Source organism: Aureicoccus marinus (assembly GCF_002954325.1).
In the GTDB taxonomy this organism is placed as follows: domain Bacteria; phylum Bacteroidota; class Bacteroidia; order Flavobacteriales; family Flavobacteriaceae; genus Aureicoccus; species Aureicoccus marinus.
In genome coordinates this window covers 153,382-178,528 of record NZ_MQVX01000001.1, presented here as the reverse complement: position 1 = coordinate 178,528, position 25,147 = coordinate 153,382, and the positions used below count along the sequence as shown (strand labels likewise).

The 25,147-nt window shown below is 45.2% G+C and carries 21 protein-coding genes and 1 pseudogene; 9 read left to right on the top strand and 13 right to left on the bottom strand.

The genetic code is table 11. The annotated features are described in order from the left end of the window. The first annotated feature begins 18 nt into the window (after window positions 1–18). The 3 genes from BST99_RS00885 (at window position 19) to BST99_RS00865 (ending at window position 7,569) form a co-directional block, all read left to right on the top strand. The gene (locus BST99_RS00885; protein ID WP_105000127.1) at window positions 19–3,660 is read left to right on the top strand and encodes an ABC transporter permease/M1 family aminopeptidase; all 3,642 of its coding nucleotides are present in this window, start codon (window positions 19–21) and stop codon (window positions 3,658–3,660) included. Window positions 3,661–4,633: 973 nt separating this feature from the next. Then, window positions 4,634–6,664 carry an LruC domain-containing protein gene (locus BST99_RS00870; protein ID WP_105000124.1) on the top strand — a complete coding sequence of 677 codons (2,031 nt, stop codon included), beginning with the start codon at window positions 4,634–4,636 and terminating at the stop codon, window positions 6,662–6,664. A gap of 125 nt (window positions 6,665–6,789) precedes the next feature. Continuing rightward, window positions 6,790–7,569 (top strand): DUF481 domain-containing protein, encoded by a 780-nt coding sequence (locus BST99_RS00865; protein ID WP_105000123.1) that lies wholly within the window; start codon window positions 6,790–6,792, stop codon window positions 7,567–7,569. A 543-nt stretch (window positions 7,570–8,112) separates the two neighbouring features. On the opposite strand, the gene BST99_RS00860 is transcribed toward BST99_RS00865, so the two are convergent. From BST99_RS00860 to BST99_RS00835, 7 genes are all read right to left on the bottom strand, one after another. After that, window positions 8,113–8,859 (bottom strand): GDSL-type esterase/lipase family protein, encoded by a 747-nt coding sequence (locus BST99_RS00860; RefSeq protein WP_181044119.1) that lies wholly within the window; start codon window positions 8,857–8,859, stop codon window positions 8,113–8,115. A 123-nt stretch (window positions 8,860–8,982) separates the two neighbouring features. After that, window positions 8,983–9,420 carry a hypothetical protein gene (locus BST99_RS00855; protein ID WP_105000121.1) on the bottom strand — a complete coding sequence of 146 codons (438 nt, stop codon included), beginning with the start codon at window positions 9,418–9,420 and terminating at the stop codon, window positions 8,983–8,985. A gap of 42 nt (window positions 9,421–9,462) precedes the next feature. Next, window positions 9,463–9,702 (bottom strand): hypothetical protein, encoded by a 240-nt coding sequence (locus BST99_RS14180; protein ID WP_146106166.1) that lies wholly within the window; start codon window positions 9,700–9,702, stop codon window positions 9,463–9,465. After that, window positions 9,689–10,528, bottom strand: a complete 840-nt coding sequence (locus BST99_RS00850) for an N-acetylmuramidase domain-containing protein (RefSeq protein WP_105000120.1) — start codon at window positions 10,526–10,528, stop codon at window positions 9,689–9,691. Before BST99_RS00850 ends, BST99_RS14180 begins: the two co-directional genes overlap by 14 nt. Before the next feature lie 83 nt (window positions 10,529–10,611). Continuing rightward, window positions 10,612–13,977, bottom strand: a complete 3,366-nt coding sequence (locus BST99_RS00845; RefSeq protein ID WP_105000119.1) for a hypothetical protein — start codon at window positions 13,975–13,977, stop codon at window positions 10,612–10,614. Between the two features lie 95 nt (window positions 13,978–14,072). Further along, window positions 14,073–14,537 (bottom strand): hypothetical protein, encoded by a 465-nt coding sequence (locus tag BST99_RS00840; RefSeq protein WP_146106165.1) that lies wholly within the window; start codon window positions 14,535–14,537, stop codon window positions 14,073–14,075. 20 nt (window positions 14,538–14,557) lie between these two features. Then, window positions 14,558–14,821 (bottom strand): hypothetical protein, encoded by a 264-nt coding sequence (locus BST99_RS00835; RefSeq protein ID WP_146106164.1) that lies wholly within the window; start codon window positions 14,819–14,821, stop codon window positions 14,558–14,560. Between the two features lie 198 nt (window positions 14,822–15,019). Here BST99_RS00835 and BST99_RS00830 point away from each other — a divergent pair, with 198 nt between their 5' ends. The 4 genes and pseudogenes from BST99_RS00830 (at window position 15,020) to BST99_RS14745 (ending at window position 18,320) form a co-directional block, all read left to right on the top strand. Then, window positions 15,020–16,414, top strand: coding sequence for an exonuclease domain-containing protein (locus BST99_RS00830; protein WP_105000116.1), 1,395 nt, complete (start codon window positions 15,020–15,022; stop codon window positions 16,412–16,414). A gap of 48 nt (window positions 16,415–16,462) precedes the next feature. Further along, on the top strand, window positions 16,463–17,524 hold the full coding sequence (locus BST99_RS00825) for a sensor histidine kinase (RefSeq protein WP_105000115.1): 1,062 nt from the start codon (window positions 16,463–16,465) through the stop codon (window positions 17,522–17,524). A 79-nt stretch (window positions 17,525–17,603) separates the two neighbouring features. Then, window positions 17,604–17,879: pseudogene (locus BST99_RS14750) on the top strand (LytR/AlgR family response regulator transcription factor); the annotation flags it as partial. A gap of 63 nt (window positions 17,880–17,942) precedes the next feature. Then, a complete protein-coding gene (locus BST99_RS14745; protein WP_317046182.1) occupies window positions 17,943–18,320 on the top strand; it encodes a LytR/AlgR family response regulator transcription factor in 378 nt (125 codons plus the stop codon). A gap of 94 nt (window positions 18,321–18,414) precedes the next feature. Here BST99_RS14745 and BST99_RS00815 read toward each other — a convergent pair whose 3' ends face one another. From BST99_RS00815 to BST99_RS00800, 4 genes are all read right to left on the bottom strand, one after another. Continuing rightward, window positions 18,415–18,597: a hypothetical protein gene (locus tag BST99_RS00815; protein ID WP_105000113.1), complete on the bottom strand. Its 183-nt coding sequence runs from the start codon at window positions 18,595–18,597 to the stop codon at window positions 18,415–18,417. A 45-nt stretch (window positions 18,598–18,642) separates the two neighbouring features. Next, complete coding sequence (locus BST99_RS00810) at window positions 18,643–19,428, bottom strand: aldose epimerase family protein (protein ID WP_245916146.1); 786 nt, start codon at window positions 19,426–19,428, stop codon at window positions 18,643–18,645. A 12-nt stretch (window positions 19,429–19,440) separates the two neighbouring features. Further along, window positions 19,441–20,421: a PLP-dependent cysteine synthase family protein gene (locus BST99_RS00805; protein WP_105000112.1), complete on the bottom strand. Its 981-nt coding sequence runs from the start codon at window positions 20,419–20,421 to the stop codon at window positions 19,441–19,443. 75 nt (window positions 20,422–20,496) lie between these two features. Then, window positions 20,497–21,738 carry an ABC transporter permease gene (locus BST99_RS00800; protein ID WP_105000111.1) on the bottom strand — a complete coding sequence of 414 codons (1,242 nt, stop codon included), beginning with the start codon at window positions 21,736–21,738 and terminating at the stop codon, window positions 20,497–20,499. Window positions 21,739–21,741: 3 nt separating this feature from the next. Here BST99_RS00800 and BST99_RS00795 point away from each other — a divergent pair, with 3 nt between their 5' ends. Then, entirely contained in the window at window positions 21,742–22,962 is a 1,221-nt protein-coding gene (locus tag BST99_RS00795) for an exo-beta-N-acetylmuramidase NamZ family protein (RefSeq protein ID WP_105000110.1), read from the top strand. On the opposite strand, the gene BST99_RS00790 is transcribed toward BST99_RS00795, so the two are convergent. After that, a complete protein-coding gene (locus BST99_RS00790) occupies window positions 22,959–23,795 on the bottom strand; it encodes a sterol desaturase family protein (protein ID WP_105000109.1) in 837 nt (278 codons plus the stop codon). The genes BST99_RS00795 and BST99_RS00790 overlap by 4 nt on opposite strands. A 55-nt stretch (window positions 23,796–23,850) precedes the next feature. Then, a complete protein-coding gene (locus tag BST99_RS00785) occupies window positions 23,851–24,348 on the bottom strand; it encodes a YkgJ family cysteine cluster protein (protein ID WP_105000108.1) in 498 nt (165 codons plus the stop codon). A gap of 31 nt (window positions 24,349–24,379) precedes the next feature. Here BST99_RS00785 and BST99_RS00780 point away from each other — a divergent pair, with 31 nt between their 5' ends. Beyond that, window positions 24,380–25,141 (top strand): class I SAM-dependent methyltransferase, encoded by a 762-nt coding sequence (locus BST99_RS00780; protein WP_245916145.1) that lies wholly within the window; start codon window positions 24,380–24,382, stop codon window positions 25,139–25,141. The last annotated feature ends 6 nt before the right edge of the window (window positions 25,142–25,147 follow it).

Genomic DNA, 25,147 nt, shown 5'->3' with positions numbered 1-25,147 from the left:
TCTCTTAAGTGATTTATCATGTTTAAAGAAATATTCTCTTTTGAGCTTAAATACCGCCTGAAGCGTCCAGCCACTTGGGCCTACTTCGGCATACTTTTTCTCTTTGGCCTTCTCGTTGCTATCGGAGATAATGGACCTTCCTCTGAAAAGGTGTTTGTCAACGCCCCATCGGCCTTGGCAACCATCATGACCACCCTGAGTATCTTTGGGATTATGATCGCAAGTGCCGTGATGGGTGTACCCGTGTACCGCGATATCGACCACAAGACCGAAAATTACTTTTTCTCTTTTCCGATTACCGAAAAGGGCTACTTACTCGGACGCTTTTTTGGCTCTTTGAGCATCTTGTTCCTCATCAGTTTAGGACTACATCTTGGACTCATTCTGGGCTCTTTGATTGGTCCTCATGCAGGCTATGTGGAACCAGAGCGCTATACCGCCCTTAATCTGTGGCATTACCTTCAACCGACGCTTACTGTTTATTGGGTCAACCTCTTATTTACGGGCTGTATCTTCTTTGCCCTGGTGAGTTTGACTAAGCGGGTGATGCTGGCTTATGCCGGAGGGGCCATTCTCTTTATCACTTATTTGGTTTCGCTGACTCTTTCGCAGGACCTCGAGAATAGAGAACTGACCAGTCTCTTGGATCCCTTTGCGTTGACGGCAGTGAACAACACGATTCAATACTGGACTCCGGAAGAGCAGAATACCCTGATGATTCCTTTTGAGGGTCAATTGCTCTACAACCGCTTGCTGTGGTTGGGTGCCGGGATTCTCATTATGCTGTACACGGTTTTCCGTTTTGATTTCCAACGCTTTTTGCGCAAGAAATTGGGTCGCAAGAAAAAAGGGTCCGAAAGCAACGCCATCAATACCGCGGCCTTAAAGACTCCCCTGCCCCGCGTGGCACAGGTCTTTACCACAGGCTTCAACTTGAAGACCTTATTCAAGCTGACTCGGGTAGAATTCAAGAACATCCTTTCGGATAACTTCTTTAAAGCCATCCTTGTCGCTGCGGTGGCCTTCTTGTTCTTTGACGGTTGGTTTGGAGCTCCTATCTATGGAACCCCCTCCCTGCCGATGACCTATTATATGCTGGAAGTCAAAGACTTTACCTACATCATTCTGGTTTTCGTTCTCATCGTCTTTATGACCGGGGAAGTCATGCACCGGGAGCGCACCGTCAACTACAACCAGATTTTTGGGACGCTGCCGATCCCGAATGGCGTAGTCTATGGGGCCAAATTCCTGGCCCTCGTGGTACTTTGTTTCTTCCTCGTGAACATGGTTCTCTTTAGTGGAGTCCTGAACCAAGTACTGAAAGGCTATACCAACTTTGAGTTTGGGAAGTACTTCTACGATCTCTATCTGTTCGAGTTTCCGAAATACGTGTGCTATGTCATGCTTGCTTTTTGCGTGCATTCCATCATCACCCGTAAATTCCTCGGACACGTAGTGGCCATTGCGATTTGGGTGTTCATTTTCGGATTGAATGCGCTGGGAGACATCGATAACAATATGTTCCTCTACAGCTACAGCCCAAGCTATACCATTTCGGACATGAATGGCTTTGGTCATTTCACCAGCGCCTTGTTATGGTTCCGATCCTACTGGATAGCCCTGGGTGTGGTCCTCACTTTAATCGGTTTCCTTTTCTGGAAACGAGGGACAGATTCCGGCAGAAAGGCTCGTTTTCAGGTGGCCAGAAAACGTCTCAAACCCATGGCAACGGCCGGTATTCTGGTGGCCCTGGTTTGGTTTGGAATATCAGGGTATACCATCTACGACAGCACAGTAAACATCAACAAATACCGCACTTCGGATGAGGGTACTGAAGCCCAGGCCGAGTACGAAAAGCAATTGAGTCAGTATGACAAAATCGATCAACCCAAAGTAACCAATGTCAAGCTCTTTGCCGATCTGATGCCTGAAGAGCGGTCAGCCACATTAAAAGGGGTGTTTACGATGACCAACAAGACCGATAACCCCATCAAAAACCTTCACCTAAATTGGGGCGGAGAAGGTCTTTTGAAAAAGGAGGTGACTGAGTTTACCATCGAAGGAAAAGAACCTGCTCTGGACAAGGAATACAAAGACTTTGGCTACCAGATCTACAATTTCGAGCAACCGCTTCAACCCGGAGATACCATCGAAATGGTTTTGGCTTTTAATGCCTTTTACAAGGGCTTTCCGAATGAAGGTTCGGGCTCTTCTATCGTCGATAACGGGACCTTTATGAATAACGGAGTCTTCCCGTCTATGGGCTACAGTAGCCAAGGAGAACTAAGTAGCGATAAGGACCGTAAAAAATACGGCCTGCCCAAGAAGGATTATACCCTGCCTGATCAAAATGATAAATGGGGGTTGTCGAACCTGCTCTTTAGCGATGACGGCGACTACATCACCTTTGAAGGTACAGTAAGTACTGCTCCCGATCAGATTGCCATCCTGCCGGGGCTTCTTCAGAAGGAATGGGAAGAGAACGGCCGTAAGTACTACCAGTATAAAATGACAGGAGAATTGGATTTCTTCTTCAATATCTCTTCGGCTCGCTACGACGTGCATCGGGATGTTTGGAACGGATCCAATGGGGAAGAAGTCAATATTGAAATCTACCACCACCCTGGACACAAATACAACCTGGATCGCTTTGTCGATGGGGTCAAAAAGTCATTGGATTACTTTTCCGAAAACTATTCTCCTTACCAATACAAGCAGATGCGAATTTTGGAATTCCCCAGGTACTCTACTTTCGCTCAGTCTTTCCCCAACACCGTTCCCTATGCAGAAAGCTTTGGCTGGGTAGGAGACTTCAGTGATCCGAACGATTTGGATTATTTATTCACCGTAACCTCTCACGAGGTCGCACACCAGTGGTGGGGACATCAGATTACCCCTTCTGCTACTAGAGGAGCCAACCAGATTTCTGAATCCATGGCGGAATACTCTTCTCTGATGGTGATGAAAAAGGAGTATGGCGTCGATGCCATGCAGAAATTCCTTCGAGAAGAATTGGATCGCTACCTCGGTGGACGTGCCAATGAGAGTAAGTTCGAGAAGACCCTCCTCGACAACGATACCCAGTCCTACGTATGGTACCGCAAGGGAGGTTTGATCTTGTATGCATTACAAGACCTCATCGGAGAAGACCAACTCAATGAACAGTTTGGAGCTTATATGAAAGAGGCTCAATTCAGACCTGAGGCTCCGTTTACAACGACCCACGAGTGGTACGATTATATGAAGAAAGCCACACCGGATAGCTTGCAGTACTACCTCAAAGACAGCTTTGAGAAGATTACCCTCTACTCCAACAAAACAGAAGAAGCCACCTACCGAAAACTGGACAACGGTAAGTACGAGGTGACTTTGAAAGTACAAAGTGAAAAGAACCACTATGATGGTCTAGGTAAACTGCTTGACTCCCCTACCCAGGAAAACCTCCTGGATATTGGGATTTTTGCTCAGGACACCGTGAACACCAAGGGGATGTCCACCAAGAACCCGCTCCTGCTCGAAAAGGTATGGATAAAACCAGGAGCCTCCACCTTCACTTTTACGGTAGACAAGCAGCCCCTGAAAGCAGGAATCGATCCCTATAACAAGATGATCGATCGAATTCCGGAGGACAACTTGGTCGATTTGGAAGAACAAGAATAAAGTAAAATAAGAGGATGAAAATGACCCCGCAGGCTGTCCGCTTACGGGGTTTCTTATTTGGAGGTAGAGTCTGGTCGTATATGCCTAGAATAAATAAGGAGTTGTAGGGTCAAACAACAGGAGACCAGCCAGACGAAGTAAGGGAAATTGGTTTGATCATCACTTATCCACAGTTCAAAAAAATCTGTTTTAAGATAGTCAGATGCGAAAAAAGAAGAATTAATCAAGATTAAACAAAGAGCTATTCTCAGTAGGTTACTGGTCGATTTCATATGATAATTAAAAAACAAGGCGTACAATCGAAATAAGAGTATTGGAGTGAAAACAAAAACGATTATACCGGTAAACCAAAAAGCGCCATCCATGTTTACCCCAAGTACTAGTTTCAGAAAATTCCCGAACAGAACCCACATTAAAACCCCCATCCAAAAGACCGCAAAAGAAAGAATAAGGTTGGGAACAAAGAACAGAAAATTGAATTTTTCTAACTCCTTTTGAATGTTAGAAAGACTAATCGAAAAGGCAAATAGTAAGGGATATAAAAACCCATTTATATAGTACCCTCCTGCCAAGCAAATCAGTGGAGCCAAAAAGATTCGAATCCAAAGCTCAAGGGCAGGTATTCTGGTTGAACGTTGCTCTTTAACCCAATCTTTGTACAATGCGGGACGGAAAATCCAAAAGTGATTTTCTTCTTTTTCCTTCATTACTTAACAATAGCCTTTTCTCACCTTCCGCAATCACAGGAGTGAAGTTAAATAAAGTCGCCGAAACACCCTTTCTCGGCTACTCCTTCGCCAATTGGTTGTCGAAGATTAGACCCGATAAAAGCTCAAAAGGCTTCAAAATAGCTAGTGTTCCATTTTCAATTCATCGACAGCTATCCACCATCCGACTTTTCAATTCGGCTATAGAGATATTTGCGATCTTTTAGTAAGGAAAGAATTGGCATATTAGAGTAAACCTAAGAAAGATGAAAAAGTCAAACTTAATCCTCAAAACGATTGCTCTCAGTGCGATACTCTTCATTTTCTCCTGTACTCCAAAGAGCCTAGACGAGCTAATTGAAGAAGAACCTATCGTAGCGGAAGAAAACAACATGATGAATTTGGTCGTTCCGGAAGGCTTTGATTTTTCGACCTCAAGAGAAGTAACCATTAGTGTTCAAGATTTGTCTCCCAGCGCAACTTACACCATTTACGCCTACAACGATCTCCGGATTAACGAAAGAGAAGTTGACGTCACCTACGATAATGGGGAAACAGGAACGGATATTGTTTTTGAAACAGATGACTACAACCAAGTCCTTTTTACAGGAAAACCAGTAAATGGTCAGATAGAGCATACGGTTCCCTTGGCCAACTACTACAAAAAAATATATGTACATCGCAATGAAAATGGGATTTTTAGCGGTAATATCGTTGACATTCAAGGCGGTAATGCACTCTATGTACACATGTCTACTGGTTCATCCAGAAAAGCTCAAGTCGAAAATTTTAAAGCCTCCAATAAGTCAATTGATTTTGATACACTGTATTGTGTTAATGGATCAGGGCAGCTCTTTACGGTCGATCCACTAAACGGAGATCTGACGGAGAAAGCCGCTATGCCCCAAGGCAGCTGGACAGCTGCTATTGACCATGCCAACTTATACCTGTACTCCATCGGTAAAAACCGTAACTATCCACTCATGCGCTATGATATGATTAATGATTCTTGGACGACTATTGCGAATGTTGGAATGGGAGGACCTCGATTGGCTTATAACGATAACGACGGTTTGCTTTACTTTTCTACCCAGGCAAAACTATACACGATAGATCCAACCACAGCAACAGTACTTTCTTCCTGGGACATTAGCAATTTGAATGTTACCCAAGGGGGTGATTTGGCTTTCGCAGAAGATGAAACCATGTTTTTGGCCAGCTTTGGAGGACTTTACCGGTTGGATGCTGCCGGAAATGGATATAACGCGGTACGAATCAGTGCAGACAACCTTCCTTTTAGCCCAACTTCCATGACCTTTGATTCCAACAACGAACTTTGGCTAGCGAATAATAGTTCCAGTTCGGATCTAATTATCATGGATACACAAACTGGAGGATGGGAATACATATATGGACCTAATGCAACGTCTGGAGTCAACTTTGAAAGAACTATAAATGATCTAACTACTTACACGGTAACCGTCGAAGTGGAAGACCCTGATTCTGATGGCGACGGCGTATCCGATAGCCAAGATGCTTATCCGAATGAAGCGGATAAAGCCTTCGAAACCTTTACCCCGAGTAAATACGGTTGGGGAACAGTTGCCTTCGAGGACCTGTGGCCTTTCCAAGGAGATTACGATTTTAACGATACCGCTGTTAATTACCGTTTTGTAGCCATTCTAAATGCGCAAAACGAAGTAGTACAAGTCGACATTCATTTTGAGGTTACTTCAGATGGTGCGGGGCTTAACAACGCCTTTGGAATAGAATTCGAAAGTATTGCACCCTACCAAGTCGCTTCCGTAACGGGTACCGAGTTGGTCGAAGGTTACATTAGTGTGGGCGCCAATGGAGTCGAAAACGATCAAGATCGCGCAGTGGTCATTCTGTTTGACAATAACGGAAAGATGGTCGGACGTCAGAAAACAGTATCCATTGAATTCACAGTTCCACTTAGCACAGCTCAATTGGGAATCGCACCACATAACGCCTTCCTGATTGTAAACAACGAAAGAAGCAGAGAGATTCACTTACCCAATCGCCTAAGAACGAGTTTGGGTGCTAATGTAGCCACCACTGAGGGAGTAAATCAAGATACCGATGGGAACTATGAAACGGACGGAAGATTACCCTGGGCCATTAATATCGCCCACGACTTTAAAGTTCCAAAGGAGAGAATCCCAGTGAACCAAGCCTATAATTTCTTTAACGATTGGGCAAGTTCAGGAGGTACCATTTACGTGGATTGGTACAAAGACAATGAAGGTTACCGAAACGCAAGCAAACTTCAATAAACATCCTATTCATGAATTAGTTAAAAGCCCTTTTAAAAGAAGGGCTTTTTTTATACTCTGACTATTTGCTGATAAAGTCCTTGTCTCTATTTTCGCCCCGATTTTAGAAGCAAACCAGAAGTACGATGAAGAACTATCTGTTTATTCTGATTCTTTTCCCCCTCCTTCTTCAGGCGCAGGAGGCCAGAACCTCTGCTTCAGTAAAAGATTCTACCAAGGTTAAGGCGAACCTTTCTCTTACGGGCTTTTGGCAAAGTGGAAATGTTGAAACCCTGATTTTCAGAGCGAAATCAGATCTGGAGTTTAAAACTTGGAAGAAGGCTGTCTTTAAAACGCAAAACTCCTATGTCTACCAGGAATTTGGGAAAGCCAAAGCAGATGAAGACATCTTGAGTCTGAACTTCCTGTACTTTAATCCGGAGAGACGAATCTATCCTCAGCTCCTTGGATTTGTCAGCACCAACTTCCGTCGAGAAATTAATTTGCGCTACCTACTAGGCGCCGGAGCTACCTACCAAGTCATTCAGGGTGAAGAGCGCTGGCTGAAGATGTCGCTCACTGCCGAGTACGAGCACACAGATTACAAGCGTAAAGATTTTAACCGAGACGAATTTGACGGGAACTCGGCGATTAATACCTTCAGGGGTACGGTCTGGCTGAACGGTCGATATCCTATTTTTAAAAAGAAAATGATCTTGACCCACGAGAGTTTCTTTCAACCTTCTCTCTCGCAGAAAAGGAATTTTCGCTGGCGTGCAGATTTTGGGTTGGAGTTTCCAGTCTGGACATTTCTCAATTTGAAGGTAAACTATTTGCGCACCTTCGAAAGTCTCGTTATTGAAGGACAGCAGCGGAAAGATCGGTTCTTAACCTTTGGTTTCACTCTCAAGAACACCAAATATTAAAAAATTTAAACAGCTGAATACCCATTAATTTACAGGCTTCACAACATTCGGAGGTCAGTCATCGAATAAATAGTAAATCGATATTCAAGAAGTGTTCATTTTTAAGAAAACACCTTCTTTTGCACAAAGAGCCTTGTCCCCGAGACCGTTTGCAAAAATTTGTTTCTTTTCGTACTGCATGTAAAAGATAACTTAGCCGAACCCGAATAAGAACAGACCATACACTGGTTAAATGCTTCTTCCATCGAAGAATTTCAGGTGCCCAGCGGAATAGAATTCAGTACCCTATTTCAGATAAAACTGACGATCAATAAACGACAAAATGGTGTGCATTCCGCAAACCGGGAGTTTCCTTAAACTCCGGAGAAAAATCGTTTGGACCAATAATTTGGGCGAAGTGGAAATCTACCAGATGGGGAAAGTCCATTATCAATGAAGGCTATAAATTCTATATCAAATGGGCACAGAGCGGTGGAAGTCTAAAAGCGGATTGGTACGACAACAAAAACGCCTACCGTACCGCCGGAAAACTAAACTTGAGAACTAATCCTGGGAAAGGATTTCCTCTAAGATAGCATAATACCGGTCTGCTACAAAGATGGCTCCCGCCTCATTGTAGTGGACATCATCGGCCAACAAGCTATCCGTAAAACCCGTTGCCATATCCACAATCAGTATGGGCGACGAAGAGGTGCTTTGAGCGGTTGCCAAGCCGGCAATATCCTCTCTAAGCTGGTTAAAATAAGACGTTAACTCGGCATTCATAAAGTCGGTACGACCAGGAGCCATCTGTTCAATTATGATGATGACCTCCGGATTATTCGCCTGAAGTAGATCAATGATGGCGTTGATATTCTCCATGGCATCTTGATAAGGTAAATTCTGCAAAGCATCATTGCCTCCTGGTGAACTAAATAGTACGATATCAGGACTTCCAGCTTGTTGCAACCAGCCATTTAGGTTTTGGCGAATTTGACCCGAAGTCCACCCTCCACGACCTTCGTGATCCACATCAAAAGACTGGCTGTTATAAGCCGGATAATTTGCTTCATCGTCCCGTGTACCGATATAATCAAAAGACCAGCCCCCATCAATTAAGTCCTTCCATAGTTCAAAGCGGTAGCTTTCGTAAATGGGTCTGGCACCATCGACTCTAGACGCCCCCAACGGCATAATAGTCGTCACTGAGGGTTCTGGATTGATGGGATCATCACCAGGTGTTTCCCGCATTTCGGCGGTCTCACAAGCGGCAAATACAAAGAGTGCGGAGAAAAGAAATCTATAGAGCATTTTCATTACTTCGGTTTATTAGTAAACAGGAAGCTTGGCCATCACCCTACCCCTTCTCGAATTTTTGACTGATGACTTTGTTATGTAGCATTGTCTTAGCGTATCCCTTCCGGGTAAAAACTTTTAGCGTTTTCTAATTTTTGTCTTCGGACTTGTAGCCTCTCGAATCCAACTGGCAGAAATCAATGGTTCACCCTCCACTGTCCTTCTTGCAAAACAAGTTGCCCAATTTTGGCCAGATCCCTGGGGGTCATATAGAGTCGTTTTCCTGAATCCAAGACCTCTCCCTGAATCGAGCTTATAGTTGCCGTAATACTCCTCAAAGACCAGGGTATTATTTTGCAACAGCAAGACACTATGCAACTGGCTCTCGCCTCGGGCTAATTGCTCCATGACCTTGAAAAGGGGAACTGTATCCTGGATAACGTCCCCAACAAAGGCCGTTTGCCATCCGTCATCCCGGGTTTCTGGTTTCTTGAGCTGATAAACGGATTGCCCGATCAGAGGTGTAAAAGCAAAAAAGGAAAAAAAGAGCAAGGAAAAGAGCCGGATAATGGTCATTCGAGTGCATTTCTTTTCAATTTACAACTTTCGGAAACACCCTCATTCCAATCGTTCGTACGTTTCTATAAGGACCAGAGTAGAATCTGGAATGTATTGGGTATAGGTTGAATCCGCTTCGAAGTCAACGTCAAAGTCTTCATCGATTCCATCAGTAAAATGGAACAGCGCTACTGCAAGCAGTTGGATTTTGTGATCGAAAAGCGCTCCACCGAAGCCGAAATTTTCGAGCAATTGAATTCTCAGTAAGTCTTGTGAATTAGGCGTTTTAGGCCCTAGCATACTTCTGATAGGCCTTTTTCATGCGGGTGTGGTACTTGTTGGTGCGGTATCCCGGACCGTTGTAGCCTTTGGCAAATTTGGCCCAGTTCTTCTGCTGCAGCCAGTGCAAGAGGGTGTCTCCTTGAGAAACAGTGTGTTGAATGAACTGCCCAAAGGCCTCGAGGTGTTCTCGCTCGTGTTCCTTCATCCTTTCAACATAGGCCTGAACTGTCGGGAATCCCAATTTTTCATGGTGAAACCCCATGATTTGAAAAGCACCCCAGGAAGCCGAACTATAGGCCGCCTCTTCGACGGCTTGGGAAGTACTTATTCCAATGGCCCGTTCTAATCGACCATACTCGCCTTCTCCACCAACATAATGCTTCCGGGTCCAGCGTTTGTACAAAATATCACGGGTTCCGTCTTTGACAAAAAGAGCTGGATTGAGCCCCCTTTTGATGAGTTCTTTCCAGAAGATATGGCCTTCAAAAAGGATAACAGGCTTACCAGACAGCAAGAATCCCTTACCACGGCTTTCGACCTCATTCACTGCCTTCACCGCAGCCAACTCCAAATCGTACTTCTGGGCGAATGCCATAAGGTCTTCTTCCCCAAGTAGTTTGTTGTTGTAGGTAATGACCTGGTGTTTTTCAATAAGGACTGCCCAAGTTTTCGGCCCTACGATCCCATCGACAACCAAACCGCTCTTGCGCTGAAAATCACGAACCGCGCCATCGGTATCGCTGCCAAAAAAATTTGAGACAAAGACGTCATAGCCAAGAGCTACGAGTATTTCTTCCAATACGTGGACATCTTCTCCTTTCGATTTGTATTGCAGCGTGGTCATAGGCAATAGGATTGGGACCTCCCAAAATATACTGATTATTAACGGAATAGAAGAATTTTAGCTCTACGACCCCAATTGACCGATCAGCGGTTCATTTCGTCCATAATTTCTTCAATTGTTCCTTCTACTAAAGGGTGTTCTAGCATATGAATCATGTACTCATAGGCCCGCTCCGACATCAAGCGACTGACTGCAGGTTCAATCACCGGAACATCTCCCCAAAAGCGATCGTCGTACTTTTCTATAATTCTTCGTATTTCTTTATTGTTGGCCATCGAGATCTTGAAGAGTTGGGCATCGATCTCGTCCTGAGGTATAGGATCACCACTGTTCTGGCAATAGAGCGTTTTGCCATAGAGAGCCTTCACTTCTGCCACACTGAAATTGTGTGGTAAATACAGGGTGTAAAACCCGATTCGATCGTATTTTTCCTCTAGTCGAGACAGCTCCGATTTGATGTAGGTCGGCAACATTTCGGTTGCAGCAACTGAACTGAGGAGAGAGCTGAGTTCTGAATAAGAGTTGATTTCTCTGGCTTCGCACTGCAGTAAGCGATCAATAACAAAACGGATGTAGAGGTTCTTGTCGTTGACCACATTGATAAAGACATTCTTCTGCTTCAAGGAATCCAGTTCCTTCACTTTTTCTTTGTGTTGGATGGCTTCAAAAAGTTTGTACACCGAAAGCAAGCCAGAGTTTTCGAAAATCCCCCCATCGTTGAAGTTCCCTTTGGTTTCGATTAGGGCAGCCGGGCTCAGCAGCGGAAAGCGATTTGACGTCGAGGCTGCATCGTAATAACTCAGCGTCAAAGAAGGACGGCTAGGTTGGGGATTCATGCTAAAATTCCGGATTTCCAAGATATCGTCTGCGCCACGATATAGAATCTTGTGCGCCTCCGGGTCTTCCACCTTAACACTCACCGCCATTCCCTGATTTCCGTCAACATTGGTGGTATTCGCTATGAGGATGGGGTAGTTATTTTCTAAAGCGACTTCCCGATCATAAAGGGACTTCCAGAATTCTCGGTAGCCCTTCCTCTGATAAAAAGTGGGACCGTTTTCAGTGAGAATTGCATAGCGCTCCATAGCCTTTTCGGACCGGTTAGACACTTCCCATTTTAAAGGGTTAAAGAGGTAATAAAAGGTATCTCGGCCCAACATCTGGTTGATGTCCATTGATAAGATATTCTCGGTAGCAACTTCATGGATGTAGTATTCCCAATCGTTTGGTGCATTGAAGTGGGAAGAGGCGATGGCCGAAAGATTCATAAGCCCCATCGTTCCACCGGAAACTCCTGAAATACCAACCGTGTATCCTAAGAAGCGGTTGTCTTCCTGCTGAAGCTGATTCAGCACGGTCAAGGTCCAGGCATTGGCCTTCATCCCTCCACCGTAAGCCCCAATATAAAAGCGGGTCTGATCCTTTTCTACCAAAGACGCTTTATACTCTTCCAAACTCAGCTGTTCGGCCTCAACGGCTTCAATTGGACGGAGGGAGAAAATATCGTTCCCAAGGGAACGCGTAATTACATTGAGCACGAAGAGCACGACAGCCGTTCCTGCGAGGACATTGACAAATCGAATGGATTTTTTAGAACGGGCATAGCGGTAGTAGATGTAATTCTTGGTCAAGGCGACCAGGAGACCGTAGTAATTGAAGAGGTAAAGCAGAATGATCAGGACGGTATTGATACCCATGGCCTTAAAACTGTTGTCCACCACCAAGACCTCTGCTCCAGGGAGGTATTTCTGAATACGGGTAATAGCGCCTTGGGTATTGATATTCAAATAGACCAACAAACCGAATATACCAACACCCACCAGTGAGTTGAACCAAAGGTAACCCGTATTACTGCTCAAACGACCAAACCCTAAATAGGTAAAGAGATTAAACAAACCGCCGCTCATACGACAGGGGTGCTGAGCAAAGAAACTGTGCACTTGTCTTTCGTCTCCCTCGATCAGCCGTTGTTTTTCGGAAGCGTCAAAGCGCTGTAATTCCAGCGCATCGGTCTTGCGAACAAAAGCGAGGGCCGAACCGGGCATATGCGGACTGTAGCAGGTAAAACGAAGCAGAGAGCGCACTGCGCGGAAGTAGGCAAAAGTCAGGGTTTGTAAAAACACACAGACCAAACTCAGTATGACCACGGTTTCATTGTAGCGGTAATTGGCCGCCTCTTCCGGAATACTCCACAGCAAGACAAAAAGTAAAACATGAGCAATGATTGCGATCAAGAGTATCAAAAAGTAGCGCTTGACTGGTTGGTGAATCAACTTGAGCTTTTGTTGCCATTTTTGATCATTGGGCTCCTCCATATAGGAAGCCTCTTGCCCGTCTTCATTCCTTTTACTGGGGAGATAAGCCAAGCGGTTTTCGTCTGGCGTATAATCATTATCGGCAAAATTGGGCAGCTTTTCAAGCAGGTAGTCATAGGTGTAGTCATACCACTGGTCCTTGCGTGAAGAAACCTGGTATAAAAGGACAGTCCCGATGGCAAACAGAATTACCGCTAGATGTTCGGTCTGCATCAACCAGTTGAAATTTACCTCGGAAGCATACCCAATCATAAAGAAAAGAGCGGAGTAAAAACAGACCCCTAGCATCCTCAGGAGAATATTATACGTTCCCTCTCTTTGGCTGGTTCTTTCCGACCGAAACTCCTCCTTAAATCGGTAATGAACCACCCCAAAGAGCCCAAATAATTTGAGCTTAGAAATGAACCAATCACGCTTGTCTTTGTCAATATTGAAGTAACTCGGGTAATGGGTTAGGGCGATGGCAAAAGTGGGGGCCAACAGAAGTAACAGTAGGAGGTTCACGGGCTCTAAATAGAGCTCAACGACAATGGAATTCACTTGGGAGGCACGGGGCAAAAAGAAGCCCAAAACGAGTAAGATCAAGATGCTATAGACCGAAGAACGCAAAAACCGCCAAAGGGTAGCCAAGGTTTTCTTGACTACTGTTCGCAGGAAGGTATAACCAAAAATGAGGAATACTCCGGAATAGGCGATGATTTTACTGAGGTAGAAAGGGTGGTAATACGCTTTGTCAATCAGGTAGTTACTGTTCTCTAACATATCACTGAGATAGGCCCCGATACAAAGCACCGTGAAAAGGTAAAAGAGCCAGGACGGAAATCGCTCCGGGTTCATCGAGCGCTGTTTGTAAAAAAACTTCCAAGCGATGAGGAGCAGGAAAAAGGCCCAGATAAAATCCAAAATAAAAAAACCGTAATACCCAATCTTCAGGTACATATTCCCATTACTGCCATCAACCAGTTCCCTTACCAAATCTGGATTGACTTCGGCACCAAACTGCGGACCATTCACCACCCCATCGATATGGAAGAGGCTTTGGGTAATGACCATACCGATAGCCAACAAAAAGAAGGCGGCAAACTGCTTGCTGTAAACGACTTTACTGAGAAGGATTTCCCGAAGGTTTGTCATGGTTATTGGTTTTGATTGTGGCGAGTCCAGGGTTCAATTTAGTATAAAAATAGCCCTGTAGGACTCTTGTTATCAAGTTTCTACGCCCAAAGAGACTAATAGATCTGAACGCGCCTGTCCTTGAAAAAGATTTTTCCTTTGGTTAGCCAGGAGATTCCAAAGGCAAAGAGCATCACTGTTTCTAACCAGAATATGATATCGATTTTATCCATCAGTGCGAGCCATTCCGGACTCCCAAAATACTCCACAAAGGTTCCTTCAATATAAGGTTGCAAACTTCCTCCTTTTAGAGAGAAATAACCGACCAAAAGAGCCAAGCAGGTGAGCATCACGTAGGCCGAGCGGCGGTATACCCGATTTCTTCTTTTCTTGTTTGGCCCCCACTGCCATTTGGGCCGATCAGATTTGGTAAACAGAAAAAGAGAAATAATGGATAAGGTCACAAAGAGGCAAAACGCACTGATCAGGTGGATACGTGCTACTATAGGATTACCCACTTGGCGGACCGCATGACAACTATCGATCATGGAATCGTTGAATCCTGTCGGAAAAAGAGCCACCCCCAAAGCAAAGATGGCGGCTAGCGAGTAGCACTCACATCGTAGCGGTCATAACCTGTATAACAGAATAGAAAGAGGGCGATCGCACAGAGGGTACCCACCAGGACATCCCGCATCTGGGTGTGGTAATAATCACTAATGGAACTTTGAATTTCCGGGCAATTGCCCACCAGCACAGATCCCACAACCAGTAAAAACGGAATGGAAATCGCGATGTACCCAATGGTTTTTCGTAATGAGAGGTACGACATGATTAAGACCTCTCTGCGGTAGAATGCAGCCATAACAGGGGTGGATTGATTCAACTTTTTTAATGTAGATTTTCCTCCTGTGGCTAGTTGTTTTTGTTAGACTATCAGAATCAAATTCAATGCCAAAGCATTTTTTGGAGAGCGTCATTCCCTGGGGAACCTTAAATGAGTCGGTAATTTTTCGTCTGTGTTACAAGCTCTTGTTGTTAAATCTTGTAATTTTCTTCTTCCATGCCGCGCTACTGTATTGTCGATATCGAAACCACCAACGGGAGGCTTAGAGGAAATAAGGTGACCGAAATCGCCCTCTTCTTGTGGGAAGATGGGAAGTGCATTGCCGGGTACGAAAGTTTGGTGCAGCCCGAAATCCCTATCCCCTCCTTTATTGAAGGCTTAACGGGTATATCGGACGAAATGGTAGCCGATGCCCCCCTCTTCTCCGATATCGCTGAGGAGGTACGCTCCTATTTGGAAGGCGCTGTTTTTGTCGCCCATTCGGTTCAATTTGATTACCATGTTTTGAAAGCCGAGTTCGAGGCTTTGGGACAAGAATTTCTGTACCCAAAACTCTGTACAGTTCGCCTGTCACGCAGCTTGGTTCCCGGATTGAATTCCTACAGCTTAGGCAAGTTATGCAGCAGTTTGGGTATTCCACTGTCGAATCGCCACCGGGCCGGAGGAGATGCGCGGGCCACGGGCTTGCTCTTCGAATATTTACTTGCTCTACCCAAAGGCCCCGGTACGATTGAACGCTTTTTAAATCGTCGCAGTCGCGAGGCCAGTTTACCGCCGGGAATTGAGGCGAAAGAAATTCAAGCCCTTCCAGAGGCTCCCGGTATCTATTATTTTCACAATGCCCAGAACGAAATCATCTATGTGGGCAAAGCGGTGAATATCCGAAAGAGGGTATGGAGTCACTTCTATAGCAAAACAGCGAAATCCCAGAAAATCCGAAAAGAAATTGCATCGGTCCATTTTCGCTTATCGGGATCCGAGATGCTAGCTCTTCTAATCGAATCAGGAGCCATTCAAGAGCACTGGCCCAAATTCAATCGGGCGCAGAAACGCCGTAACCAGAGCTATGCCCTGTTTACTTACGAAGACCGCCAAGGCCTGAAACACCTGGCCTACGACCAAGAAAACCGGGTGCCTTCTATTCTTTTGCGTCTGCCTTCCGCCAAACATTGCGAATCCTTACTGACAGAACTCTGTGAGCGCAGCAGTGGTTGCCCGCGTTACTATCATTTGCTTCGAGGCGCAAAAAACTGTAGTGGCCACGCTTTAGGTCAATGTCAGGGGAATTGCTCAGCAGCGAAAGATGCAGTACAACACAACCAAAAAATTCAAGAAAGCTTGAATTGGCTGCAAGAAAACCAAGAAGACCAGATCGTTCTTTTACCCGGTAGAACAGAGGAAGAAAAGGCTTTTGTTTTTATCGAAAACGGTCAATACCGGGGTTATGGCTTTGTACCAGAAGATCAAGGTTATGCCTGTTGGGAGGACCTGGAACCCTATTTGGTACCTTGCCGTAACACTCCCGAAACCCAGAATATACTGCTTTCTTTTTTGCTCCGACCAGATAAACAAATAAAAAATGTAGGAAATTCCCTGAACATTAGTGGTTAATTCCTACTTTAGACCAAAACCAAGACCATTAAGCGTGGCTGTTAACTCTTGAGAAATTTCAAAATACGCCCCTTAAGCCAGCCAATCATTGGCTTTGACGACACCCAGATCATCTTCTTTGGAACGGTGATCAATACCGCTATTTTGATGGGGGTTTTCTACCCCAATATGCTGTTCACGGGCCCCTATGACCGGTATTTTTCCCTTTGGCTAGGAATTATCGTCTTTGTGTTCATTCACTGGTACGCTATGCGATACCTGTATTTGGAATTGGTAAGGCGTTACCCGGGCTTCGATAACCGCAGACACCGTATTGCTCGCTTACACTTGGTCGTACTGGCGTATTTCGTAATCAGCCTGATTCTGGATCTGATTACCGATCCATTCCTGGTCATTGACGATCCCTTGCACGAAAAGCCCCCCTTGACAAGAGAGTTAATCATCGGATTGGTCATTTCAACGGTTGATATCGCCATGTATGAATTTCTGCACTACATCATCGATTTAAAAAACCGCAGAATCAAAGAAGAAGAATTGAAAAAAGAGGCTCTTAATTCTGAGTTGGTGGGATTACGTAATCAGCTCAGCCCCCATTTTCTCTTCAACAACCTGAGTGCCCTGCTCTACCTCATCGAAAGTAATAAGGAGCGCTCCATCGATTTTGTACACAAACTTTCTTGCGTGTACAGCTATATTATACGGCACAGCGAACACGAATTGGTCAGTTTATCCGAAGAGTTGGAATTTGTAAAAGCCTACTCCTTTCTGTTGGAAGAACGCTACGGCGACAATCTGCATATTCAATTTTCTATCGATCCGGTTTGCCTGAATCACAAATTGGTGCCACTAGCCATTCAATCCGCGGTAGAGAATGCCATCAAACACAATTCCATTACCCAAGCCTCCCCTTTGCATATCGAAATAAAAACAGAGGAAGATTATTTAAGTATTCGTAATAACTTACAACCAAAAAGAAACCTCCACGAGAGAAACGGTACCGGTTTGAAGAACATCAACAGCCGATTCAAATTGGTGACCGATAAAACTATTGAAATTCAATGGTCTCATAATTCCTTTTTGCTCAAGCTGCCGCTGCAGCGGAGTGCATAAAGCGGTAAACCCTAAAGGCCTCAATGACAGAAGAAATAAAAATTGTACTTGTTGAAGATGAACCCATCACAGGGCTTATCTTCAAAATTTACTCCAGAAATCAAACTTCCCCTGCTCCGTCGTTCAGACTTTGGACTCCGTTCATGCGGCGGAGGAATTCTTTCATTCAAAAAGCAGTTACGACCTGGTGCTGATGGATATCCACTTGGGAGATGGTACTTGTTTCGACCTTCTCAACAGTGTTCGGGTAGACCAACCGATTATCTTCTGCACCACCTTCGATTCTTATGCGATTGAAGCCTTCCGATACAACAGTCTCGATTATATTCTCAAACCAGCGCAGTTGCAGGATATCGAGAATTCCCTACGCAAATACAAGGAACTTCAGAGCAATCAGCGTACTGAATACCTCGAAAGAATGGACCAGATGATGGAAAACCTGGTCAATCCAGCCTATAAAAAGCGTTTTTTAATCAGGTTTAAAAACAAATTGACTCTGGTGAATATTGAGCAGATCATGTGTTTTTATTCCGAAGAAGGCAATACTTTCCTATTGGATACCATTGGCCAGTCCTACCCCATCGATTACACCCTCGATCGGTTGGAATCTTTAATCAATCCCCACGCATTTTTCCGCATTAACCGAAAGGCCATCGTCTCCATGGACTTTATCCACTCCGTGGAAGATTACTTCAATAATCGACTCAAAATTCGGCTGACAAAAAAGAATGAAATGGATTTAGTGGTCAGCCGTAATCGGGTAAAACCTTTTAAGGACTGGCTGAAGAATGCTTAGTCCTTGAGTTTGTTGTACATGCGAATCACAAACCACAACCACATCACAAAGATGAGGGTGACCACGATCGCATAAAGTAATACCAGAGCGTCCACTATTGGTTGATCTTGAGGTAATTCATAAATCCGAGTATAGTAGGTGCCCAAAAGCCAATGAAAATGGCGTCGAGTTTCCGCCCACTAAAAAAAAGTACCTCTGCAACAACAATAATCGAAAGGACCGTGACAAGCATCAACACGTTGATCCATCCTAACTTCTCAACAAACGATTTAATCATGAAAGCGAAGAATACCAGATTTTGTTTAAAGATAGACTTTATTCTCTAAACAGGAAAAAGGCAGACCTGAAACTCCTGTACCCCCTGTGAATACTGGAATCCCTCATGTAAACTAGCCTGATTTACAGCATAAGGATAAAAGCTGATAGGCTCAACACAAATCATGTTTTCTACCTCAGTCCACAGCATAAAGTGGCCAAAACCTTTGCTCGTAATTTTCAAATCCCGAGTGTCACGCAAGACAATTTCGCTGATCTCAGGCACCTCTAAGGCCCGACTTCCTGCTGCCAGGACTTCCTCCAAAGAAATGCTTCGGTCTCCGGCGAGAACCTGACTCTTATCGGTGGTTAACAAAAAGGCCGGATGGTAACCCAACATAAAGGGCATGTCCTTTTCGGCATCAATAACAAAGGTGATCTCCAGATGATCTTCCGCAAGGCGAAAACGCTTCTCAAAGACAAAGGAATAAGGCCAAACCAACCATTGGCGCTTTGATTTTTCAGGATACTTGGAGTTCTTAATAGGAGTTCCTGCTTGATAGGCTTTGCGATAGACCAGGGTGTCCTCCACCTGCTGACTAAGCTCGTAATCCATTTCACGTAAATGGCCGTGTTGGTCCAAAAGAGCGCTCCCTCGAGGCACCTGCACCTGAAATCCTGCCTCGTTGGTCGGTCCAATGATCGGAAACATTTCTGTATCGGAATTTCTCCAACCTGGGTTCCCTTTTTGGTGAATGAATTCGTGTCCTGCTTGTTGGAAACTCACCAACTCTCCGGCTTCGACACTGAGGGATAGATCTCTCTTTTGAAGTCTTGAAATAGTCTGATCCAAACTGCTTTTTTATTATTCGATGTACCCCATCTCGCGCATCCAGTCGTCGTTGAACATCTTGCCCACATAGCGACTGCCGTGGTCGTGGAAAAGGACCACCACCACATCATCAGGCCCAAAATGTTCCTTGAGTTGCAGTAGACCTTTTACCGCTGCACCAGCAGAATTTCCGAGGAACATGCCTTCTTCTTTGGCCAGCCTTTGGGTGTAGACTGCTGCGTCTTTATCAGTGACCTTGGTAAAGCCATCAATGATGCCAAAATTCACATTTTTGGGCAAAATATCTTCCCCGATTCCTTCGGTGACATAAGGGTAGATTTCGTTTTTATCAAAGATACCGGTCTCGTGGTATTTCTTAAAGACCGAACCGTAGGTATCAATTCCCCATACCTTGACCTTTGGGTTTTTCATTTTCAAATAGCTTCCGACTCCCGAAATGGTTCCACCTGTTCCAACTCCCACAACAAAGTGTGTGACCTTGCCTTCTGTTTGCTCCCAAATCTCCGGCCCCGTGCTTAAAAAATGAGCCTTGCAGTTCGAAGGGTTATCGTATTGGTTGACATACCAGGCATTGGGAATTTCTTCCGACAGACGACGTGCGGTGGAGTAATAACTGCGCGGGTCCTCCGGTGGCACGTCAGTTGGACAGACATGCACTTCGCTCCCGACGGCTCGAAGAATGTCCATTTTTTCTTTGGATTGCTTATCGCTGATAACACAAATCATGCGGTAACCCTTAACCACAGCAGCCAGAGCAAGGCCCATTCCGGTATTTCCAGAGGTTCCTTCTATAATGGTTCCTCCTGGCTTGAGCACCCCTGCCGCTTCTGCATCTTCCACCATTTGCAAGGCCATTCGGTCTTTTACCGAATTTCCGGGGTTAAAAGTCTCGTATTTGGCCAATACCAAACAAGGTAATTCTGCCGTCAATCGATTGAGCTTGATCAGGGGCGTACCGCCGATGGTTTCAAGTATGTTCTCTGCGTAGTTCATAAGCTTCACAAAGATACATTTTCCGGCAGGCCTACTTCCCAAAAAGCCTGTTTTCTTCTCGCGAATAAAAAGGCGTTAGGCAAAGCGAATCGCCTTGACTGGAGCGATCTTGCTAATAATGAGTGAAGGTAAGAGGAGCATGGCAAGACAAAGTAGAAGTACTCCAATATTTAGCGCTGCCCAGCTTCCTAAAGGCAAATGCACGGGTACGTACTCGATATAATACTGCTCAGGATTCGGAAAGCGAATAAACCGGTATTCGGATTGGGCGTAAATAATTCCCAAGCCCAAAATATTTCCCCAAAGCAAGCCCAGAAAAATCAAATAAGCCGCATTGTACAAGAACACTTTACGAATACTCCAATTTGTTCCTCCTAAGGCCTTTAATAAACCAATCATGGTGGTCCGTTCTAAGATCAGCACCAGAAGGGCCGTAATCATATTGATCCCGCCAACTAAGACCATAATCCCAATGATGATGGCGATATTAAAATCGAAGAGCCCAATCCATTCAAAGATGGTGTTATATTTATCTTGAATGTTTCGGGTATCCAAATAAGAAGAGGTGTTTTGGTAGACCTCGCCCGTCTTGATCTCCAAGGCGTCAAAGTCTTTCAAAAACACTTCAAAATGACCGATTTGGTCGGCCTCCCATTTGTTCATGCGCTGCAGGTGTCTGCGATCTACAAAAACTATATTCTCATCGAACTCTTCGAAGCCGCTATCGTATATACCACTCACCTTGAACACTCGGTTATTGGGCACTTTCGAGGCGTCGTTGTCTTTTAAAAAGAAGGCTCTGAAGCTATCGCTTACCTGAAGCTGAAGGCGGTTGGCTTTGCGCTTAGAAATAAGCACCTCCTCACCCAGCTTGCCCGTGTAGTCGGGAATATCACCGGCCACGAGGTATTCGCGAAAAGCGTCCCACCTAAAATCAGTCCCCACTCCTTTAGCCAGAATTCCTTCGAAGGTTTCTTCGTTGCGAATGATGCCCCCTTTCATAATCACGGCCTGTACGTGGCTAATTCCGCTGACCGATGAAAACTCCGGGTAAAAATCCTGATCAATAGACACCGGTTCCACCGATACCTGAGAGAGGTTGTTATCGTAATTGGAAATTTGGATATGGCCATTGAAGGCAGCCACTTTCTCTCGAATTTTGAGTTTCATCCCGACCCCAGAGGCAATAGCGATCAACATCATCACCATACCCAGCGCAATAGCTGCTATGGCGATTTTAATGATCGGAGCCGAAATGCTATTTTTATAAGCCCGCCCAAGGATCAGTCTCTTGGCGATAAACCATTCTAAATTCAAGGAATGCCCAATTTTATCCAACTCAAAAGTACAGTTTTTGTCTTGTTCTTCCTGCTGGTTTCTTGCCCGGGAACCGAAATGAGTCCGCAGACCTCTGCTGAAGGTCCTGAACATACCAACGAGATTGTCGTGGCAGCCAACAGAACTGCCGAATACCTTCCGCTTTTAAAAGGTAAACGTGTGGCGGTTGTCGCCAATCAAACCTCCGTGATCTTCAAGGAAAAAGGGCACCAACACCTGGTGGATTCCCTCTTGGCTCATGATATTGATTTAAAGAAAATATTTTCACCAGAACACGGCTTCAGAGGACGGGCCGATGCCGGTGAAATCGTCGACGACGGCAAAGACATTAAGACCGGTTTACCGGTTGTGTCTCTGCATGGAAAAAGCAGAAAACCTTCTCAGGAGCAACTGGCCAATGTGGATGTCGTTGTTTTTGATATACAGGATGTAGGGGTACGTTTCTACACCTACATCGCCACCTTGCAGTACATGATGGAAGCTTGTGCAGAAAAAGGCATCCCGGTTCTCGTTCTGGATCGCCCCAACCCCAACGGTCACTATGTGGACGGCCCCGTTTTAGAAAAGCAACACCGGAACTTCTTAGGTCTCAATAGCATTCCTTTGGTCTATGGAATGACCATCGGCGAGTATGCTGTGATGATCAATCGAGAAGGGTGGCTGGAAGATAAGAAGCCTGCAGAACTGACTGTGATTCCTTTAGAGAATTACTCTCATGAAAGTCAATACAGTCTGCCCATTCGTCCTTCTCCTAATTTACCGAATGACAAAGCCATCAACCTCTACCCAAGTTTAGGTCTTTTTGAAGGGACGACCATCAACGCTGGTCGGGGTACTGAAGAACAATTTCAGCGCTATGGCTCCTCCGTTTTAGACCCGGAGGTCTTTTCTTTTACCTATACCCCCAAACCCAATTTTGGAGCCAAATACCCCAAAGAAGAAGGGAAATTGTGCTATGGGGAGGACCTTTCGTCTCACGACCGAATGGCTGCCGTTGATTTAAGATGGGTAATAAAAGCCTACCAGAACAGTACCGAAAAAGAAAAATTCTTCTTGACTTCCGGGTTTACCAGACACGCCGGAAAAGAAGCGCTCCAGAAGCAAATCGAAGCCGGAATGAGTGCTAGCCAAATCAGTCAAACCTGGCAAGCAGAGATTGAAGCTTTTAAAAAAATCAGAGCGAAATACCTGCTTTACCCCTAAGACTTGCCGCCTGTGGTGGGTTTGCGGTATTTGTGAAAGGGTTGCTTGAGTAGCCCCCAGGTACTGCTGTTTTCTTTTTCGTCCGGAAAAGTATCTACCCCGTAAACGATTTCCTCGTTTCGCATTTTCATGTAGGTTCCGAAAAGACGGTCCCAAAGCGAAAAGATATTCCCGTAGTTGGAATCGGTGTAAGGCAGCACATAATGGTGATGCACCTTGTGCATATCGGGAGAAACAAAAACCAGGCTGATCGCATTATCAACCCATTTGGGCAGTTTTATATTGGCGTGACTAAATTGCGTCGCCACTACAGAAAGCGATTGATAAAGCATGATGATCCCGATAGGAGCTCCTATAATTGCCACGCCCGCCAGGGTGAAGAAAAAGCGCACAAAACTTTCTAAAGGGTGGTGGCGATTGGCTGTAGTGGTATCGACATGATGATCTGTATGATGCACCAGGTGAATCATCCACAAAGGCTTAATCTTGTGTTCAGCCCAATGGGCAGTATAGGCCCCAATGAGGTCCAGCAACATGACACCGAGAAGAATAAAGGCCCACAAGGGCAGATTGGGAATCCAGTACAGAATACCGAATTCATTCTGTACGGCCCAATCGGAGGTTTTCAGCAGTAAAAAGGCCAGTGAAAAATTGACCAGTATGGTGGTCAAGGTAAAAAAGAAATTGGGCAAAGCGTGGCGCCATTTGCGGTAGCCGAATCGGAACAGAGGTATGACACCTTCTAAAATCCAAAAGAAGGTGATTCCACCAACCAAAATAACGGAACGCTGCCAGGAGGGAATGTTTTCAAAATAGGTGATCAATTCTTCCATACTTACTTTTTTCAATCAATTTTGCAACCAAGCCAATTTACGAAACAGATGGCATTTAGTTCTGCACAGCTTTTTCGAGCGCTTCCACAATTCGAAAGGCCGCCGGGCAAATAGCCACATTCTTCATGGTCAGGGACTTGATCTGAGGAAAGTTCTTGCGGTCTGTATGCGGAAACTCTCGACAGGCCTTGGGTCTGTGATCGTAGACCGAACAGCGGTTGTCTTCTAATAAAAAAGGACAAGGCAACTGCTGAAGAACATAATCTTGATCCTCATCTATTCGTAAATACTGCTCAATAAAGGCAGTTGGTTTTACTCGAAAATGTTTGGAGAGACGCTCAATATCTCTTCGGGTAAAAAGAGGCCCTGTGGTCTTGCAGCAATTCGCACAATCCAAGCAATCTGTTCTTCTGAACTCCTCTTCATGCAATTCCACCATCAGAGTATCCAGATGCTTGGGAGGCCTTTTACTCAATTTATCCAGCAGCTTTTTATGGGCCTTATTTCGCTGTTTGGCCTTCTCTTTGAGTTCTTTAAAATCGGCTTCCTCCATGGTCACTTAATTGCGTACTCAAAAATACAACTTGAGCGGAATAGCCGATCTTTGCGCCATGGAAAATGCTTTTGAGACAGACATCCTCGGAGAAGCGATGTGGGATTACTACCAAGGGGAATCCAAGGGACCTTTAATGACCCATTCGTCCCTGGACCAAGATGAAGAAATGCCCCTGCCCCACCTTTTCCGCAGCTACGATCAAATGCCGACCCTGGAACAAAGAGCACTTCAAGAATCCCGAGGTCGTGTTTTGGATATCGGCTCCGGTAGTGGAATTCACTCCCTTTACCTGCAAGACGAAAAAGGCATGGAAGTCACTGCCCTCGACCAATCGATCGGTGCTATTCGCTGTTGTAAAGCACAAGGTGTTCAGGACGCCCATTGTACAACGCTGGCCGATTTCCGTCAACACAGTGCCCTGCAGTACGATACCCTTCTACTTTTGATGAATGGTATAGGTTTAGCTGGGCAACTACATCAATTACCCGCTTTTTTAGAAAGCCTTAAAGGTCTCTTGCGACCAAAGGGGCAGATTCTTCTGGATTCCTCGGATATCCGTTATGTTTTTGAAGAAGAGGAAGATGGTGGAATCTGGGTGCCCGGAGATCGACTCTACTACGGAGATGTCCAGTACCATTTCAGCTACGATGGACGTAAAGGACCTGACTTTGATTGGGTGTTTGTCGATCCAGAGCGCTTAAAAAAGACAGCCGAGGACGTAGCATTTGCCTATGAACTCCTCGAAGAAGGCCCACATTATGATTATTTGGCTCGTTTGGTCCTTACATGAGGCTTT